This window comes from Lysinibacillus parviboronicapiens (genome assembly GCF_003049605.2).
Taxonomy (GTDB): Bacteria; Bacillota; Bacilli; order Bacillales_A; family Planococcaceae; genus Lysinibacillus; species Lysinibacillus parviboronicapiens.
The window spans coordinates 2,826,698-2,844,784 of sequence record NZ_CP073713.1; the positions used below are offsets into that span (position 1 = coordinate 2,826,698).

General features: G+C 37.2%; 15 protein-coding genes. 10 read left to right on the plus strand and 5 right to left on the minus strand.

Annotation, left to right across the window (positions count from 1 at the left end):
• Positions 1-108 precede the first annotated feature (108 nt).
• The 7 genes from C9J31_RS13660 to C9J31_RS13690 all read left to right on the plus strand — a co-directional run bounded on the left by C9J31_RS13660 (position 109) and on the right by C9J31_RS13690 (position 6,861).
• Entirely contained in the window at positions 109-429 is a 321-nt protein-coding gene (locus tag C9J31_RS13660) for a helix-turn-helix domain-containing protein (RefSeq protein WP_107927154.1), read from the plus strand.
• Positions 399-1,301: an IS3 family transposase gene (locus C9J31_RS13665; RefSeq protein WP_211634939.1), complete on the plus strand. Its 903-nt coding sequence runs from the start codon at positions 399-401 to the stop codon at positions 1,299-1,301. The genes C9J31_RS13660 and C9J31_RS13665 overlap by 31 nt, the downstream gene beginning before the upstream one ends.
• A gap of 316 nt (positions 1,302-1,617) precedes the next feature.
• Positions 1,618-2,136 (plus strand): RNA polymerase sigma factor SigV, encoded by a 519-nt coding sequence (locus C9J31_RS13670; RefSeq protein WP_107949586.1) that lies wholly within the window; start codon positions 1,618-1,620, stop codon positions 2,134-2,136.
• Positions 2,129-3,016 carry an anti-sigma-V factor RsiV gene (gene rsiV, locus C9J31_RS13675; RefSeq protein ID WP_107949584.1) on the plus strand — a complete coding sequence of 296 codons (888 nt, stop codon included), beginning with the start codon at positions 2,129-2,131 and terminating at the stop codon, positions 3,014-3,016. Before C9J31_RS13670 ends, rsiV begins: the two co-directional genes overlap by 8 nt.
• A 109-nt stretch (positions 3,017-3,125) precedes the next feature.
• Positions 3,126-4,250, plus strand: a complete 1,125-nt coding sequence (locus C9J31_RS13680) for an endospore germination permease (RefSeq protein ID WP_107949582.1) — start codon at positions 3,126-3,128, stop codon at positions 4,248-4,250.
• Positions 4,250-5,710, plus strand: coding sequence for a spore germination protein (locus tag C9J31_RS13685; RefSeq protein WP_107949581.1), 1,461 nt, complete (start codon positions 4,250-4,252; stop codon positions 5,708-5,710). The genes C9J31_RS13680 and C9J31_RS13685 overlap by 1 nt, the downstream gene beginning before the upstream one ends.
• Positions 5,707-6,861, plus strand: coding sequence for a Ger(x)C family spore germination protein (locus C9J31_RS13690; protein ID WP_107949580.1), 1,155 nt, complete (start codon positions 5,707-5,709; stop codon positions 6,859-6,861). Before C9J31_RS13685 ends, C9J31_RS13690 begins: the two co-directional genes overlap by 4 nt.
• 178 nt (positions 6,862-7,039) lie before the next feature.
• Here the strand turns inward: C9J31_RS13690 and C9J31_RS13695 are convergent, their stop codons facing one another.
• Positions 7,040-8,797, minus strand: a complete 1,758-nt coding sequence (locus tag C9J31_RS13695; protein WP_107949579.1) for an ABC transporter ATP-binding protein — start codon at positions 8,795-8,797, stop codon at positions 7,040-7,042.
• Positions 8,798-9,315: 518 nt separating this feature from the next.
• Here C9J31_RS13695 and C9J31_RS13700 point away from each other — a divergent pair.
• The 3 genes from C9J31_RS13700 to C9J31_RS13710 all read left to right on the plus strand — a co-directional run bounded on the left by C9J31_RS13700 (position 9,316) and on the right by C9J31_RS13710 (position 11,513).
• Positions 9,316-10,074, plus strand: a complete 759-nt coding sequence (locus tag C9J31_RS13700; RefSeq protein ID WP_107923979.1) for a TerC family protein — start codon at positions 9,316-9,318, stop codon at positions 10,072-10,074.
• Positions 10,075-10,227: 153 nt separating this feature from the next.
• Positions 10,228-10,863 (plus strand): Bax inhibitor-1/YccA family protein, encoded by a 636-nt coding sequence (locus tag C9J31_RS13705; protein ID WP_107949577.1) that lies wholly within the window; start codon positions 10,228-10,230, stop codon positions 10,861-10,863.
• 140 nt (positions 10,864-11,003) lie between these two features.
• Positions 11,004-11,513 (plus strand): ferritin, encoded by a 510-nt coding sequence (locus tag C9J31_RS13710; RefSeq protein WP_107923977.1) that lies wholly within the window; start codon positions 11,004-11,006, stop codon positions 11,511-11,513.
• 188 nt (positions 11,514-11,701) lie between these two features.
• On the opposite strand, the gene C9J31_RS13715 is transcribed toward C9J31_RS13710, so the two are convergent.
• The 4 genes from C9J31_RS13715 to rbsK form a co-directional block, all read right to left on the minus strand.
• Positions 11,702-12,922, minus strand: coding sequence for an RtcB family protein (locus C9J31_RS13715; RefSeq protein WP_107949572.1), 1,221 nt, complete (start codon positions 12,920-12,922; stop codon positions 11,702-11,704).
• A 107-nt stretch (positions 12,923-13,029) separates the two neighbouring features.
• Complete coding sequence (locus tag C9J31_RS13720; RefSeq protein WP_107949570.1) at positions 13,030-14,403, minus strand: MATE family efflux transporter; 1,374 nt, start codon at positions 14,401-14,403, stop codon at positions 13,030-13,032.
• 567 nt (positions 14,404-14,970) lie between these two features.
• Entirely contained in the window at positions 14,971-16,824 is a 1,854-nt protein-coding gene (locus tag C9J31_RS13725; protein WP_107949569.1) for a dynamin family protein, read from the minus strand.
• Between the two features lie 300 nt (positions 16,825-17,124).
• A complete protein-coding gene (rbsK, locus tag C9J31_RS13730) occupies positions 17,125-18,006 on the minus strand; it encodes a ribokinase (RefSeq protein WP_107949567.1) in 882 nt (293 codons plus the stop codon).
• Positions 18,007-18,087: the final 81 nt, after the last annotated feature.

Genomic DNA, 18,087 nt, shown 5'->3' on the forward strand with positions numbered 1-18,087 from the left:
AGAAAAAATCTTACCTCTGTGCGGGGTGATATTATCCCCTTTAAGTAGACAATGTTAAAAAAACTACAGTACGCTGTAGATAACATTTTACTTAAAGGGGATTTTTGTATGCCAAGAAAAAATTGCACCTATTCGAATGAATTTAAATTACAAGTTGTTCAAGCTTATTTAGCAGGCGAAGGAAGTATGCAGGAGATTGCGACAATATACGAGATTCGAAATGTTTCACAAGTGAAAGCTTGGGTGAAGAAATTTAAAGAAGTTGGGTCCATTGAAGCTTTTAATCGGTTGCCTTCTGTCGGCTCAGGGGCAAAGGGTGTGAAGAATCCGTTAAAAGGGAAACGAATTCATTTTAAGAATATAGAAGAAGAGCGAGATTACTACAAAGCGCAGGTAGAATACTTAAAAAAGCAGTATCCAAATCTGTAAATGGAGGTGTACCGACGTATTCAGATCGGTATCAGATTATGAAATCGATGAAAGATCGTTATCCCATCACATGGTTGACAGAAATGGCGAAAGTTCAACGCTCAGGCTATTATAAATGGATAAAGAATGGGAAAATATCACGTCATAAACAAAATGATAAGGCGTTAAAACAACACATTTTAGAAATTCATCAAGCGCATAAACAATACGGCTATCCACGTGTGAAAATCGCTTTACGCGACCGTGGATTCATGGTGAACCATAAAAAAGTATATCGACTAATGTGCGAATTAGGCGTCCATTCCATCATCCGAAAGAAGTGTCGTGTGTGGAAAAATCGTGTTTCTCGTGTATTTAACAATGTCGTGGACCGTCAATTTTCAGAGCGTGCAGCGAACGAAGTATTCGTCACAGATATCACATTTTTACCGACGAAAAATGGATTTCTCTACTTATCTGCCGTGCAAGATTTATACAACAACGAAATCGTTGCTTGGAAAATCAGCAAACGAAATGATTTACAGCTTGTATTAGATACGTTAGATGAGTTGACGAGCAAACGAAATGTGTATCGAAGCATCCTTCATTCAGATCAAGGATTCCAGTACACATCCATTAAATATCATCAACACATCGAGCAACTTGGCATGATTGGCAGCCACTCCCGCAAAGGAAACTGTCACGATAATGCCTGCATTGAATCGTTCTTCTCACACTTTAAAAGCGAGTGTCTGTATCTCTTACATGAGGATTCAGATGAGGCAATTATACAGGCGGTTGAAGAATATATTTACTTTTATAACTACCAACGCTTCCAAAAACGGCTCAACCATCTGGCACCGATAGAATATCGACACCAGATGGCTGTTTAGTCTTTTTTATAGCTGTCTACTTGACAGGGGTAAGTCCAGGGTAAGTTTTTTTCTTTCCATCAACTTTTTCTCCTCTTTCGCACGTCTAGTAGTTGTATACAATGAAATGATTAAATATGCCACAGTGTAATTACGTCCAGATTTTTACTTGAGTTGCCAACACTCTCAAAAAATCTGTGACAAATCCGCCGAAAGCATGAACTTGTTTCAGATGGCGCATTACTACCACTGAATCGATAGCTTATGGTATTCATTTCAACACTCTATATAGAGTGGAACTTCAGCTGAATTAAGTTATAAAGGAGCTTCTTTAGACATGAAAACAAGAAATGCATTTCAACATGAAGAGGTGTTTGTCCAGTTTATTCGTGAACAGAAAGAGCGTTTTTATTTGCTCGCGTATAGCTACACAAAGAATGAACAGGATGCCCTCGATGTTGTACAAGACAGTATTCAAAAAGCTATGCTTTCTCTCGACCGCTTAGAAAATGTGGATTATATGAAAAGCTGGTTTTACAAAATTGTTGTTCGTACGGCAATTGATTTTTTACGCAAGCATAAACGCTTACAAGTGACAGACGATGACACCATGCAATATTTAACACCTGCTCAAGAGGATGTCTACGAAGACGTAGACTTGGAGCATGCCTTAGAAGAATTGCCTCAGATGTATCGTGAAGTTGTTATTTTGCACTATTTTGAAGATTTAAAGCTCGCAGATGTTGCCAACATACTTGACATTAAATTGAGTACAGCCAAATCGCGGCTTTATAAAGCGTTAAAACTACTAAAAATACAATTGCAAGATGTGAAGGGAGAAACATCACATGGATAAAAAATTAAAAGAATTAGAAAAGCACTATAATAACGTACCAATACCGAAGGAGCTAGATTTCATCGTGGAGAATGCATTAAAACAAGGGAAAAAAAAGAAAAAGAATCGAACACCACAATGGTTACTTGGCTCTGCGGCTGCCGCTATGCTGTTTACAGCTAGTTTAAATGTTAGCCCTGCAATGGCACGTACACTTGCTGACATACCTGTTGTCGGTAGTGTTGTAAAAGTTTTAACGTGGACAGAATATGAAGTTGCCGAAGACACATACGATGCGAACATTAAAGTACCTTCTATTGAAAATTTAGAAAATAAAGATCTTGCCAATACATTAAATGAAAAATACCGTTCAGAAGGTAAGGCACTTTATAATGAATTTATAGCAGATGTTGGAGATTTAAAAGCAAATGGTGGCGGTCATTTAGGCGTAGATAGCGGCTATGAAATTAAAACGGATAACGATGAGATTTTATCGATTGGTCGATATACCGTTAATACAGTTGCTTCTTCTTCAACCGTTATGCATTACGACACGATTGATATACAAAATGAAATTTTAATCACATTACCAATGCTCTTTAAAGATGATAGTTATATCAATGTGATTAGTGAAAACATCAAGGAGCAAATGCGTGCAGAAAGCGCAAGTGATGCAGACAAAGTGTATTGGATCAAAGGTGCTGGTATTGCTGATGAGGAACTTTTTGACGAATTTACGAGCATAAAAGCACAGCAAGAATTCTATATTTCTGAAAAGGGAAAACTCATGATTTCCTTTGATAAATACGAGGTCGCACCTGGCTATATGGGTGTTGTTGAATTTGAAATACCAACAGATGTCCTGCAAGATAAACTTGTTAGCAATAAGTATATACATTAATAGAAAGCACTATCTCAGTTTACATGAGATAGTGCCTTTTTCATTACTTATAATCCTTCAACTTTTTGTCTAAGCTATATTGTATCAATATATGTTAGAGGGTTTTCATATGAAAAACGTAGGATCAATTAGTATATTACATGTTATCTTCCTATCAATGACAGTTATTGGCTTAAAAAATCATGTAACCATTCTCCCCCCACTGTTAGATGTTGCAGGAAGAGATGGTTGGTTATCGGTGATTATTGCGGCTTTCATTATATTCTTTTGGCTATTTTTATTAGTTTATATTCAAAAAAAGACGAAGCAAGAGCCTCTAAAAGATTGGCTAGAGCAAAAGATTGGGAAAGTTAGCGCTAGAATTATTATTTATTTTACTGTGGGTTTTTTAGTCATTATGACGGCCTTTACGATGGTCGAAACATTGCAATGGATAAATACCACTTTCTTACCACAAACACCAGTCATTCTATTGTTATTTATTTATACAATCCTCTGTATACTACTCGTTACTACAAGCATACAAACTATTGTTATTTTAAATGTGTTTGTGTTATTTGGCGTAGTAGTCTTAGGATTTTTTGTTGCCTTTACAAATATGCAAGTGAAAGACTACTCATTACTACGGCCATTTTTCGAACACGGTTTTCAACCTATTGTCAAAGGCTTGATCTACCCCGCATCCGGATTTGTGGAGCTAATAATGCTGTTGTTTCTACAGCATCAAATTAAAGGACGTATCCGTTGGTATCATTTTACCATCATACTTATTATTTTAATGGGGCTGACAATGGGGCCATTAATTGGAGCCATTACTGAATTCGGACCTAGTGAAGCTGCAAAGCAACGGTATCCGGCCTATGAGGAATGGGGACTTGTGACAATCGGACGCTATATCGAACATCTTGATTTTTTCTCTATTTACCAATGGCTAACAGGTACATTTATACGCGTCAGCTTTATTTTATACATTGTAGCAGATTTGTTAAAAATGACCGGTGATCCAAAGCGCATATGGAAATTTCTCGCTCCACCCTTCTTCTTCCTGTGTTTACCGCTTATGATGTTGAATGAAAACATATTTTTAAAGGTTAAAGGGAATTATATACTGACAACTACTTTTATTTTCTTTTTACTTTTATCAATTTTATTTGTAATTGTTGCTTTCATATCAGATAAGGCATCTAAGAAGGTTAAACCACATAAACAAGAAATGGAAAGCGGTGAATCATAATGCCCCAGGTGGAGAAGGCTATAGATTTAAACACCTTGAAACAATTATTCCAAAAATCTGCTGATATTGATTTTCAAGAATATACATTTTCGCACCAAAAAGTGCAGTTCATTACTTGTAATGCGATGATCGATCAGCAATTACTCAATGAAGTCATTATTCAACGTGTGCAATATTTTTTCAATAAATTAGCTGATGAGTCGATTGCCGAGAGCGTCATTACACAATTGCACATTCCAAATTTAAAGCAAGTAACGGATAAAGCAGAGGCCATTTCACTTGTTTACACAGGGTATCTACTGCTTTTCTTTGAAGAAGAATCACTTTTATATGCTAGTAATATTGCAAAAAAACCAAATCGAAATCCCGAAGAGACAAGATTGGAAGTTCTGGTCAAAGGTCCTAGGGATAACTTTATTGAAGATATTTCGGTAAATATCGCACTATTACGCAAGCGTCTCCCTACTAATTCTTTATGTGTGGAAAAAATGGATTTAGGCGCACGCTCAAAGACAACGGTCGCCATTCTGTACTTTGATGATATTGTGGACTTCAACATTTTACATGGCATTAAGAAGCAATTAGCAGCGGTAGATACTGACATTGTATTTAGTGGCGATTTATTGATGGAACGAATCAATAAAAACTCAAAATTATTCCCGAAATTCGATTATACCGGACGGCCAGATTATGCGATTCAGGCATTAGTGAGAGGACGTTTCATCATTTTCGTAGACGGTGTAGCGTATGCAATGATTACACCGGTTAATTTATTTTTACTGTTAAAGTCTGCAGAAGATAATGAGTATCCCGTAATTTTCAGTTCCCTTGAACGTGTCTTACGGATTGTTGGTATCTTAATCGGCTTGCTTTTACCTGCTTTCTGGTTAGCTTTAACGACTTTTCACCAGAACCAGTTACCACTACAGCTATTAGCAACGGTCGTACAAGCAAAAACAGGCCTTCCACTACCTTCATCACTTGAGATGCTCATTATGCTACTAATGTTTGAACTGTTTCGGGAAGCAGGCTTACGACTCCCCTCTGTTATTGGTGGCACAATTAGTGTCGTTGGTGGATTAATTATTGGTGATGCAGCCATACGGGCAGGTGTGACGAGCCCAGAAATGATTGTGATTATTGCTGTTTCTACAATTGCATCATTTACGCTTGTTAATCAGTCGCTTGTCACCACCATCAGTATACTAAGAGTCATCTTTATACTGTTGAGTGCCTTCTTAGGTTTATTTGGATTCTTCATTTCAATTTATTTTACACTGCTATACCTATGTAATACACGAATATTCGGTTACTCTTACATGAACCTTGCTGGAGATTTAGATTGGGCAACCATCAAAAAATCCATCTTTCGGGTATCACCAAAAGGCTATGCAGAGCGTCCTAAGCCACTTGCGCCACAAGATAACACTCGTACTTCTAAAAGCGGAGATAAAAAATGAGAAAAAAGTTTTTCTTACTTTTATTACTTGTCGTTACATTACTTTCTGGTTGTTGGGATGTGTCCGAGCCTCAAAGAATGTATTATATTCATGGAGTCGGTATTGATTTCAAGGATGATGAATATGAAATATTCATGCAAATTATCGACTTTTCAAACGTTGCTAAATCTGAGCAACCGAATCCAAATCCAACACAGGCTGAGATAGGACGTGCGAAAGGTAAAACGATGGAGGAAGCTCTTTTTAAATTATATCGTTCCATCGATCAAAAAGTATTTTGGGGACATATGACCTACCTTATTTTATCGGAGGAGGCCATGAAAAGTGAGCATGCTGTACCAATTATCGATAGCTTTTTACGTCATCGGGAAACAAGATATCAAATTTGGGCTTATTGCACACAGGAATCCATTGAAGAAATTCTCTTAATAACACCTATCATAGATAAATCGCTAACAGCATCCAAACTAAGTAACCCACTCAATTCAGATGCCCAAGAATCATTTGTTGAACCGGTTAATTTACGAAAGTTAATCATAGGGTTGAATGAACCAAGCCATGAAGTGAGTATCCCATTAGTGACCATAAATAAAAATTGGCAAACTGCAGACCAGTCTTCCGAGGAAACTGCCTTGACAGGTGTTGGCATACTTTCAAAAGATGGTTTTAAAGGCTTTATTAAGGATGATGCTGCGAGAGGTATGCAATGGATGAATAATAAAACAAAAAGAGGACAATTAACCTTTAAATTAGATGGTGAAGAAAGAGATTATTTAACGACAACATTGAAAAAAATTGGTGTAGACATTCATCCAATTGTCAAGAACGATCAGGTGACGTTTGAGATAGACCTCAAATACGATGTAACCGTTAATGGCTTTAAAGGTAAAATATCAGTGGACCAAATCAGAAAGAAAACAATACAAGAAGTCAAAAAGGAAATAAAAGCAACCTATGAGGAAGCATTGAAAAAAAATACTGATATTTACAATCTTTCTGAAGCACTCTATCGCGAAGATGTGAAAACATGGAAAAAATTACAGAAAGATAGGAAAATCAATTTAACATCTGATTCGATTAGCAAAATTGATGTCCATGTAAATAAAGTGAATCCTGGACGAAAAACATTTGACGAAACGATCAATGAATGATTGCAACTAGAAAACAAGGGGCTATCTACCAAACCCCTTGTTTTTGGTGAGTCGTTGTAGCTGACTTTTGCTTCCCTTTCCACAGACTGTCCAGTAGTAGTCACTTCTTTTAATCTTGTGGGTCTGGTTTGTTGAGCAGGAGTGACGCAAAATCTGTTCTTTATCAGGCAAGGTTTTATTACGTCATATCAACAAATTCCTGCATGGTTTGTTGTCCTTGCACTTTTCGAAACTGGATATGGTGAAGCTTAGCAAAAATGCCGTTTTGCGCAACAAGTTCATCATAAGTACCATCCTCTTCAATCCCATTTGGTGTCACAACAAGAACACGGTCAGCATTACGAATGGTAGCAAGACGATGCGCAATAATTAGCGTTGTCCGATTAGCTGCAAGTTCTGTTAAAGACTGCTGAATAATCATTTCGGTTTCTGTGTCCAACGCTGAAGTTGCTTCATCCAAAATTAATATTGGCGGATTTTTCAAAAACATACGGGCTATTGCCAGGCGTTGCTTCTGACCGCCCGATAATTTTAAACCACGCTCGCCGATTTGTGTATCATAGCCATCTGGAAGCTCTGCAATAAACATCTGTAAATGCGCTTTTTTTGCAGCTTCTTGAATTTCTTCTTCACTTGCATCTAATCGACCATAGGCAATATTTTCACGAATAGTACCTGTAAATAAAAAGACATCCTGCTGCACGATGCCAATTTGTGCACGCAATGAGGCTTGTGTCATATTACGCACATCCATACCATCAATTGTAATCGCCCCACTAGTGACATCATAAAATCTCGGAATAAGAGAACAAATCGTCGTTTTCCCTGCTCCTGATGGACCAACAAAAGCAATCGTTTGTCCAGCACGAACGTCAAATGAAATATCATTTAAAACCGATTTTGACGTGTCGTAATTAAAATGTACATCTTTAAATGCTATATCACCACATAAATGTGTGACTGTCTGTGCACCTTCTCGATCTTGCACTTCAGGTTCCTGTTCCACAAGCTCACGGAAACGTTTAAAACCTGCCATACCTTTCGGGTAAAGCTCTAGTAATGCACTAATTTTGTCAATTGGTTTGATGAGAACATTTGTATACAAGACAAAACTTACTAGCTCTCCGTAAGATAATTTACCATTAAAGCTTAACCAAGCCCCGACAACAAGGACTACCAAGGTTAATAAACGCGTCATCATATAAATACTTGAGTGTGTCCCTGACATAATTTTATAAGCATATAATTTTGCTGAGCGGAATAGCCCATTTTGTTCTTTAAAGCGCTCCATCTCAAATGCTTCATTTGTAAATGATTTTACAACGCGTATACCAGACACACTATCTTCCACACGACCATTGACATCGGCAATCTTACCGTACATCGTTTTCCATGCTTTGTTCATTTTCACATTACTGAAAGTAACAAGCCAAGTTAAAAATGGCACCATGATGGCTGCAATCAGTGCAAGTGTCGGATTCACATTGAACATAATAGCGAAAGCTCCAAGGAACGTCATGACTGCAATAAACAAATCTTCCGGCCCGTGGTGGGCAAACTCGCCAATATCAAATAAATCGTTGGTAATACGACTCATAATATGACCTGTTTTGGTATTATCGAAGAAACGGAATGACTGACGTTGCACATGGTTAAATAATTCTTGGCGCATATCCGTTTCAATATTTATCCCGAGTTTATGCCCAAGATAGTTAACGATAAAGTTTAAGGCTGTGCTCAGTGCATACACCAGCAATAATAATACACTGACGTTGACAATTGTGCCCCAATTGCCTGTTGGCAGTAGCTCGTCTATAAACCACTGAACAGCTAAAGGAAAAGCCAGTTCTAAAATGGCCACAATAATCGCGCTCGAAAAGTCGATGACAAACAATCGTTTATGTGGTTTGTAATATGAGAAAAATTTTTTATACATGTATGTCTCCTCTCTACGTTGTAAATTTCACTTATCATTTAATAGTATCATTTGTTAGAACTGTTCGGAAAAATATTTTCAATTTATTGCTATATTTTCTTTTGCTTTTCACTGCACACATGATATAATTCTTTGTAAGAGAACTGAATAGCTTTTGACAATTTTGTCAAGGGGGAGTAGCTAGCAGATGTGAGCGATACATCTGGTTTCACATTCGTCATTACATGGTACTTGCCATCGGGTGTGATAGCAAAACCATCTACGCTTTTGTATAGATGGTTTCTGTACCGACAGCTTTAGCAACAATTACAAAGATGTTTGTCTAAGAGACAGATGTTATTTGTACCGAAAGCATCGTCACAGGTACGAAATATTTATCTGGAAAAATGCCAGATAATTGCTTAGCAAGACCTTTGCCTATTTTTTAGGCATGGGTCTTTTTCTTTTGCCTAAAAAATAAAAAATTGGTAGAAAGCAATATATTCTATTCTTTTCCAATCATAAAGGAGGAAACAAATTTGGAAGCAATATTATTAGAATACGCATGGGTACTTGTCGTATTAATCGTTCTTGAAGGCTTGTTAGCTGCAGATAATGCGGTCGTAATGGCAGTAATGGTAAAGCATTTACCTAAACCTCAACAACAAAAGGCATTATTATATGGTTTAGTTGGTGCCTTTGTTTTCCGTTTTGCGGCATTATTCCTAATTACTGTACTTGTTAACTTTTGGCAAATTCAAGCAATCGGAGCTGCTTACTTATTATTCATGTCCATTAAGCATATTTATGATTCTCGGAAAGCCTCTCAGGAAACCGAAGAAATTAAGGAACCGAAAAAACAATCTGGCTTCTGGATGACTGTTGTTAAAGTCGAACTTGCTGATATTGCCTTTGCTGTCGATTCTATTCTAGCAGCAGTTGCGATTGCGGTTACACTACCACATTTAGGTAATTTTGATATTGGTGGTATTAATGCTGGGCAGTTCGGTGTCATGTTCTTAGGCGGTATTATCGGAGTTATTATGATGCGATTTGCTGCACGTTGGTTCGTTCGCGTCCTTGATAAATTCCCATCACTTGAAACAGCAGCCTTCTTAATTGTTGGTTGGGTTGGTGTGAAGCTAGCTGTACTAACATTAGCGCATGAAAAACTAGGTGTGATTCCACACGAATTTCCACACTCAACGCTTTGGAAGGTCACTTTCTGGGTTGTACTAGTTGCTATTGCTTTAGGTGGTTACTTAGTAGGTATCAAAAACCAAAAGAAAAATGCATAATTATATAGTGAAAACATTCGCCTCGACAAATCGTCTTGGCGAATGTTTTTCTATATGCATCATTGACAAAGCTAATGTACGTTCAGAATCTTTTCTTACCATCATTCGTATACATACTATGACGTTATTTTACAAAAGAAAGGACCATGCAAAATGGCGTATGCCAATCGAAATCAAAAGTTAAATAAAATACTCAAACACTTTACCTTTATGTGGGTTTTGACTGTAGTAGGTATGCTTGTTGCGACTCAATTGCCCCCTGCAATGGTAATGCCTTTATCAATTATTTGTATTATCCTACTTATTATTACCTGCTTTGTTCGAAGCATGAAGCTCGCTCATTCGATTATGTATTCTATCCCCTTTTTAATGGGTATTTTACTTTTTTGGACAACACAATTCTACATTGGGCAACTAGGGCAACAATTCATTTTACTTGTTTTTGGCGCAACCGTTGTCATCTTCATAGCACTGGCACTCATTGGCATGCTGATGAATAAAGATATTTCAAATTGGGGAAGCTATTTATTCACTGTGTTGATGGTGGTACTTGTATTTTCCATTATTTTTATATTCGTCCCTGTCAGTAATATGGTTGGGCTTATCATCGCTGCAATCACTGTACTACTATTCAGTATCTATACGGTGTATGACTTTAACCAAATTCGGCATAATCATGTGTCAGACGAGGCAGTCATTGGTATGGCATTAAATCTTTATCTGGATTTTATCAATTTATTTACCAATCTGTTAGAGCTTATTTGGCGCTTAAAAAATCAGTTTGACTAAATATTCTAATTGAGAACCAATATCAATTGTTTTTTGCAGTGATTACGATGAAAAACAATTTTTTTTGTACGACAGCCTATATTCACTATATACTAGAAGAGTAAGTAGAAGGTATTTACTACTAAGGGAGGAAAACTTTTATGTTATCTGAAAAACTACACAAAGCACTGAATGATCAAATGAACTTTGAATTTTACTCTGCACATGCCTATTTGGCAATGGCAGCATACTGTACGGATGAGGCCTATGACGGTTTTGCCAATTTCTTTTTAGTACAGGCTGAAGAAGAGCGCTTCCATGCCATGAAATTTTATAATTTTTTAAGTGATATGGGCTACCGTGCAACTATCTATGGTTTCGAAAGTCCAGATAATAATTTTGATTCTCTTTTAAATACTTTTAAATCTGCGCTGAAGCATGAAAAAGAGGTCACGCGTCGCATTTACAACCTCTCTGATATTGCATTAGACGAGCGTGAACACGCAACAATGGCATTTTTAAGATGGTTTATTGACGAGCAAGTAGAAGAAGAATCTACTTTCGATACATTAATTCATAAAATTGAACGTATCGAAAACGATTCAAATGCAATTTTCATGTTAGATGGCGAATTAGCAACACGTACCTTTACACCTGCAACTGAAGCGTAAGTACTAAGCGCTAAAGTATCATTTTGTGTTTTACTTTTTGAAAGAAGTTTATTCATCAAACCCAAATGGCTTACCACAGCGATTATGCTTATGGTAAGCCTTGTCATTTACGGCAATCTAGATATGATAACACTTGCCTTTTATTGAATTGCTGATTAGCAAGGCATTCACGCCTTGCGTCGTACAATTTACGTTCTTCGCTCATACGGCTTCACCGCTTCACTCGCTTTGAAATTATAAACAGGTTTAATGATTTTTAAAATATCAACTGTATCTTCGATAACTGAAGTTATTTCACTCATCGGCTTATAGGCCATTGGAGCTTCATCTAGTGTCTCTTCGTTTACAGAAGTTGTCCATATTCCCTGCATCGTTTCTTTAAAATCATCCATAGTCAGCGCTTGTTTTGCGACACGACGAGAGTACATACGTCCAGCTCCATGTGGCGCAGAACAATTCCACTCAACATTCCCTTTCCCCATACAAATAAGTGAGCCATCTCGCATATTCATTGGAATAACAAGTTTTTCTCCTGCATCGGCACGCACCGCTCCCTTTCGTAGCGTCATTGTATCCGTATCTATATAATTATGAATCGTGTCAAACGTTTCTGTAAAATCCCAACCCATGTGTTTAGCAATCGTCTCGGCAATTGTCCAACGATTCATGCGCGCGTATTGCTGGGCAATTTTCATATCATGTATATAATCATTAAAATACTCGCCTTCTAAATAGGCTAGCTCTTTTGATACTTTCGGATTTTGCTCTTTATAAGCCTGAATCATCGCTTGAATTTCCTGTGCACGCCCCTGATTTTTGAAGTCATTAATTTTTTCTGTTAAATCCTCACGACGTAACGTTTCATAGGCACGTTTTTGATGCCAATTAGCAATCTTTGCCCCAACATAACGAGAACCTGTATGGATTAATAAATAATGAGTATCCAGATCATCCTTTGCAAGTTCGATGAAATGATTACCACCACCGAGCGTACCAAGGGATAAATTCGTGTAATCATCCTTTAAGCCACTTGCGATGAATTGTTTTCCCTCAAATTCAGCAAAACTACGTGCAGGTACTACTTCTTGATGAATCTCTTGTCCGCTCGGAACAAATTCTCGAATCGTCGCATCGAGCTTTGCAAAATCGATCTTTGACTCCTTAATTTCTGCGACAAAAACACCACAACCAACGTCTACCCCCACCAGATTAGGTACGACACGGTCTTTTAGTTGGATTGTTGTGCCAATGACACAACCTTTGCCTGCATGATAATCGGGCATAATACGTACCTTCGTCCCAGCCATAAAAGCTTGATTTGTTAATGCCTGTATTTGGTCAATGGCTGTTTGAAGCGGCGTCTGTGCGTAAATCTTCGCATCCGTGTAGTGTCCTTTAATATGAATCATCACATTCCCTCCTTATCTACTATACGTTTAAATACCATATTTTGTTTCATGTATTAAATATGCTATGTAAAGTTTTGATAAAGAATGGGCTCACTCCACAGCTATTCTTACGCCAATAATGCCTTTAAAGATTTCTTTTTCCAAACAACATGATGATAAGTAGCTTGCACAAGTAGATTGACCATAAACGCTACAGGATACGCAATCCAAATTCCTGTAATACCAAGTTCGGTATAATGCGACAAGAAATAGGCAGTCGGTACCTCAATTAGCCAAATACTCGCAATCATAAAGACAGTTGGCCACAAAACCGTGCCTGTTGCGCGCATGGTTGCAGACAAAGCTTGCATATGACCAAACAGTACATAACCCCAAAACGAAATTAATACAAGACTTTTTGCCATTTCAATAGCTACGTCATTTGTTAAAAATATTTTTAATATAGGTTCAGCAAAGAGATAAACAATTACTATGAGTCCGCCACCAAGTAGATAATTTAACTTAACCCCAAGTTTTGTTATCTGTTGGATAGTAGCAGTTTTTCCAGCGCCAATGGCTTGGGCAACAAATACGGAAATCGCAATGGAAATACTCATTGCCGGAATTTGTATATAGCTTACAAGTTGATTGACAATACCGTACGCTGCAGTAGCATTGGAACCATAATCGTTGACAAATGTAATGACAGCTATTTCCGACATAGCGATTGCCACCATATTAATACTTGTAGGAATGGCTAATGTCAAAAGTTTTTTTACTATCGGACCTTTAAAATAGAGATAACGCAAAATTGTACGATCAGGTTTTAACACATGCTTTGTTGTGTATAAGTACGCGATAAGGAATACAAAGGTTATGAAGTTGGCGAATACAGCAGCATATGCGGCACCATTTAACCCGAACGCAGGTAATTCTAGCCATCCAAACATAAGAAGCGGCAACAATGTGATATTTAAAACCGTATTCAAAACTAATGCGTACAAGGGCGTTTTGGAATCTCCAACCCCCCTCAGAAAAGTGGTATATGTCATATACATAAAAGTAATGGGTAACGACACAAACAAAATTCTAGCGTACTCTATACTTTCTTGTAGTATATTCTCGGGTGTTCCCATCGATCTCAAAATATTAGCTGTAAACATGCTACCAAGAATGGCAACAAAGGCTGAAGCAAGCATTGTAAAGGCTAGCGTTACGCCAACTACTTCTTTCATTTTGGATATCTTGCCCCCACCATACGTTTGCCCAATCAGAATTGAGCTTCCTGAGCCAATGCCAACGGCAAAGGATATAAGAAAAAATAATATTGGAAAAAATGCCGAAATGGCTGCGAGTGCATCAACGCCTAGTGTTTGACCAACAACAATAATCCCAAAGACCTGACCCAATGATTGTAAAACACTGGCGAAAATGACAGGAATCAAAAAAGCAATCATTGGATTAGCTTTCAACCTATCTAAACTTCCATTATTTTTCTTCATTTCCATAACCTCCTAATACATATTGAATTTCTATAATTTTAGAAAAACCATTCTTTTTTAATCCATTCAGTGAAGTCAGTAGAGCCCACTAATAAAGCTCGGTTCAAGCTCTTACCAAAATGGGATGCTCAACTTCTTAAACGGTTCGACTAAAAATAAGAAAGACTAAAAACAAACAAAATATTATTATGTTTGTTTATTTACAAACATAATAATATAACGTTTATATTCAGTCAATGCATATTTTTAAAAATGCAATTTAATGTATCCGTAGAATCTGAGCATGTTAGTGGAATCTGTGCTTTTCACAGCACAGATAAATACGTCCTGTGGAGATAACTGTTAAGAGTGATTCAAAAAAGGAGAATTTTATGAGGAACCATCTGAAGAGTAGCGTTAGCTATGAAAAGATAGGTTTTTAGAAAATCTAGGCAACGAAGAAACTGGATGAATACTACTGACCGTTGCGCATAACTACAACGCAACAACGAAGAAGAACAGCATAAAACAAAAAAATGTCCTAAAAGAAAAATCATACTTTTAGGACATCTTTTTATTCATGGATTATCATTCATTATTATATTGTATATCCAATTTTCGAGGTATTTCTGGTATATCGTTTGAGATGACATCTGTTTCCGTTAAAGCTAAGATATGTAACAGATATTTTTCTTTTACCTCAAAAGGTATTTCTTTGTTTTCCATTTTATTATTCATTTGACTTCGAGCAAGTAAGCCGTTCTTCGATAAATCAATGGCCATGATGTTGTTGATTGTTTCTGTAAGCATTTCTTGATCCTTAGCACGTAGTGGAAGTTTGTCATCCATTAAAAACGGCTGTATTGTCTCTTTTATATAACCCTGTGCTTCAATTAAACATGAAAATTCATTTAATTTGTCAGCATATAATTTTAACTGACGCTTTTCTTTAGCACGTTGATTATTGAGCTCTTGTACTTTTTGCTCTATACGTGCCAAACGCTTTTTTGCTAAATCCATCAAATAGCTTTGTATCGAATAGATTGCCTGAAGCATTGATGCTTCCGCTTCCTGTACCTTATCAAATTGTGCAATGCACACCACTTGCTGTTCATTTAACTTATTGACACGCTCCTTAAAAAATTCATTTTGTGTATGATGGCCAAAAATAGCTTTCATCAGCCCTTTTCCATGAATTTTTTTATGCTGTGCATCCAACCGTTCATATTCACGCATGTATTCACTATGCATATTTCGATATTCACGTAACATTTGTTGATAGTTAATAGCCTTTTCCGTAAAGTTTTCTACTATGTCATCTTGTAAATAATCATTTTGCGAGATAGTTTGCAACAGTTGATACAGTGTTTGAGCTTTTTTAAAGACATTTGCAACCTGTTCATACTCTTGTTCATATTCTTGTACAATTGCTAAATCACGTTGGTAACGTGAAAATTCATATTGTGTATCGCCGGCGTATTTTTCAATGTTTTCTACAGCAGATTGGAATGGATCACGTTGTGGAATAACCGTCAGTTCGAAGCGGAATCGCTCCAGCCATTGCAAGAAGCGAATTAAAATGGCGTACGTTTTCTTATCACTATTTACAGCAATACGATGAATTTGTGCAATCAGATTATCGTATTGGCTCTTTTGCCATAACTCTTCATTTTGAGTTTGTTTTGCTTCAAGAGCATCCGTGGCAGAAACTGCGATGAAATCACTCATTAATTGTCCGATACGTTCTTTCTCAGCCAACACAAATGCCTCGGAGTTATCATTTGTGTCAATGCCATTAATCACACAAAGAGGTTCGACCCCTTTATTTTTTAATGTATCAATTAATAAGACCTCTGCATCGATAGCCTTTGAGCCCGAACGTAAAACCCAAAAAATTTCGTCGACCCGGTTGATAAGCGACTCGGAGAAGTAGGCCATTTCTCCACTTCCTGCTTCTAATGAAACAGAATCAATAATTGTGACAGATTTCAATAAGTCATTCTTCAGATAGACCTCTAAATAATCTAAATGCTCGCGTAAAATTTGTGATGCAAATGTATCTCCGGTTGTGAGTAACTCTAATTTACTCATATCAAATACCGCCACCACGCCATCTAAGAAATACGCCTTTACTTCCTCTTGCTCGCCGTATCGCAAAAATGTATTAACGCCTGTAGGATTTTTATCATTTACAGGTAAAACAGAGCGACCAAGAAGCCCATTCACAAGTGTTGTTTTCCCGACACGCTCCTTGCCAACAATTAGCAGCATTGTTTGGTTGTTAGCATCTTGGATGATTCGGTTTAAGTGTTTAGCCGTATCTTTTACATATGTATTTTGTACAATAATGCCATGCAGTTGACGCAAACAATCTACAAGCTGTGGCAAAATATTATTCGCTGAGGCTGTATATTCAAGTGGAATATTGTCAAAATTCGTCATCCCCAAAACCTCTTTTCCTATATATCTATAGTTCCATTATAAATGAAACTAATATAATTCCTATACATTGTACTAGGGAGAGATAACAAAAAAGGATATTGTACTTATTTGCAGTTGTCACAAATAGTAATTATTACTTATGATATATGACCGTCTTCCTCAATAACTATTCCCTATCCAGATATAAAGAAATAATATTAATAATATAATTTTGGTAATGCAATCACACTCGTATCTAACTATGCAGGGAGCTGTACAAAGCCTTATCTTAAAAACTTGTTAGATCGGGACTAATACTCTTTATTCTTCACAGCCACTCATGCGTGCATAGACGGCTCCAAGAGTTGGCATGCCACCTTGTGCGCCAAATTTTTCAATTGATAAGGACGCTGCTATATTCGCAAAATATACTGCCTCATCCAACGATTGACCCTCTACTAGTGCATGTGCTAATGCACCATTAAACGTATCTCCAGCACCTGTAGTATCCACCACTTTTGTCATATAGCCTGGGATATGAATAGGATATTCCCCATCAAAAAAACGCGCACCATCACTACCCAGTGTGATGATTAACTTATTTGGATATCTTTTCAGTACCTCGTCAAAGTCATCACCAAATAACAATAAACATTCTGATTCATTTGGCGTCATATACGTAATTTCCTCCATCCATCGCATGTCAAAATTCGCCGCTGGTGCGGGATTAAACAATACTGGTACATTCGCTTCTTTACATAATTTTAATGCATATTCCGTCGTCTCTTTCGGAATCTCAAGTTGCATGATTACCATTTGACTTTGCTGAATGACCTTTTTTGCAGCCTCTATGTGTATGGGACTCAATTCATAATTTGCACCTGGTACCACAATGATACGATTATCGTCATTGTATAATAGAATATTGGCAATGCCAGTGGGTACTGAAGCTGTTGTTATTGTGTCTGTATGAATATGCTCTTGTTGTAAAACGTTACGTAAAGTATCACCAAAGCTATCTGTACCCACACACCCTATCATATTTACCTGACTTCCTAATCGCGCCGCCGCAACTGCCTGATTAGCCCCTTTGCCACCTGGGATTGTTTGAAATTGTTCTCCAAGCACTGTTTCACCCTGCTTTGGAAAAACATCCATTTTTACTGCTAAATCCATATTTAAACTACCAATAACAGTGATCATATTTCTACCTCTTTCCTCGAAAGTTTGTAAGCATCTTGATAAGCAACGGTCTAAAAATACTTACGTTGTTCAACCAGTAAG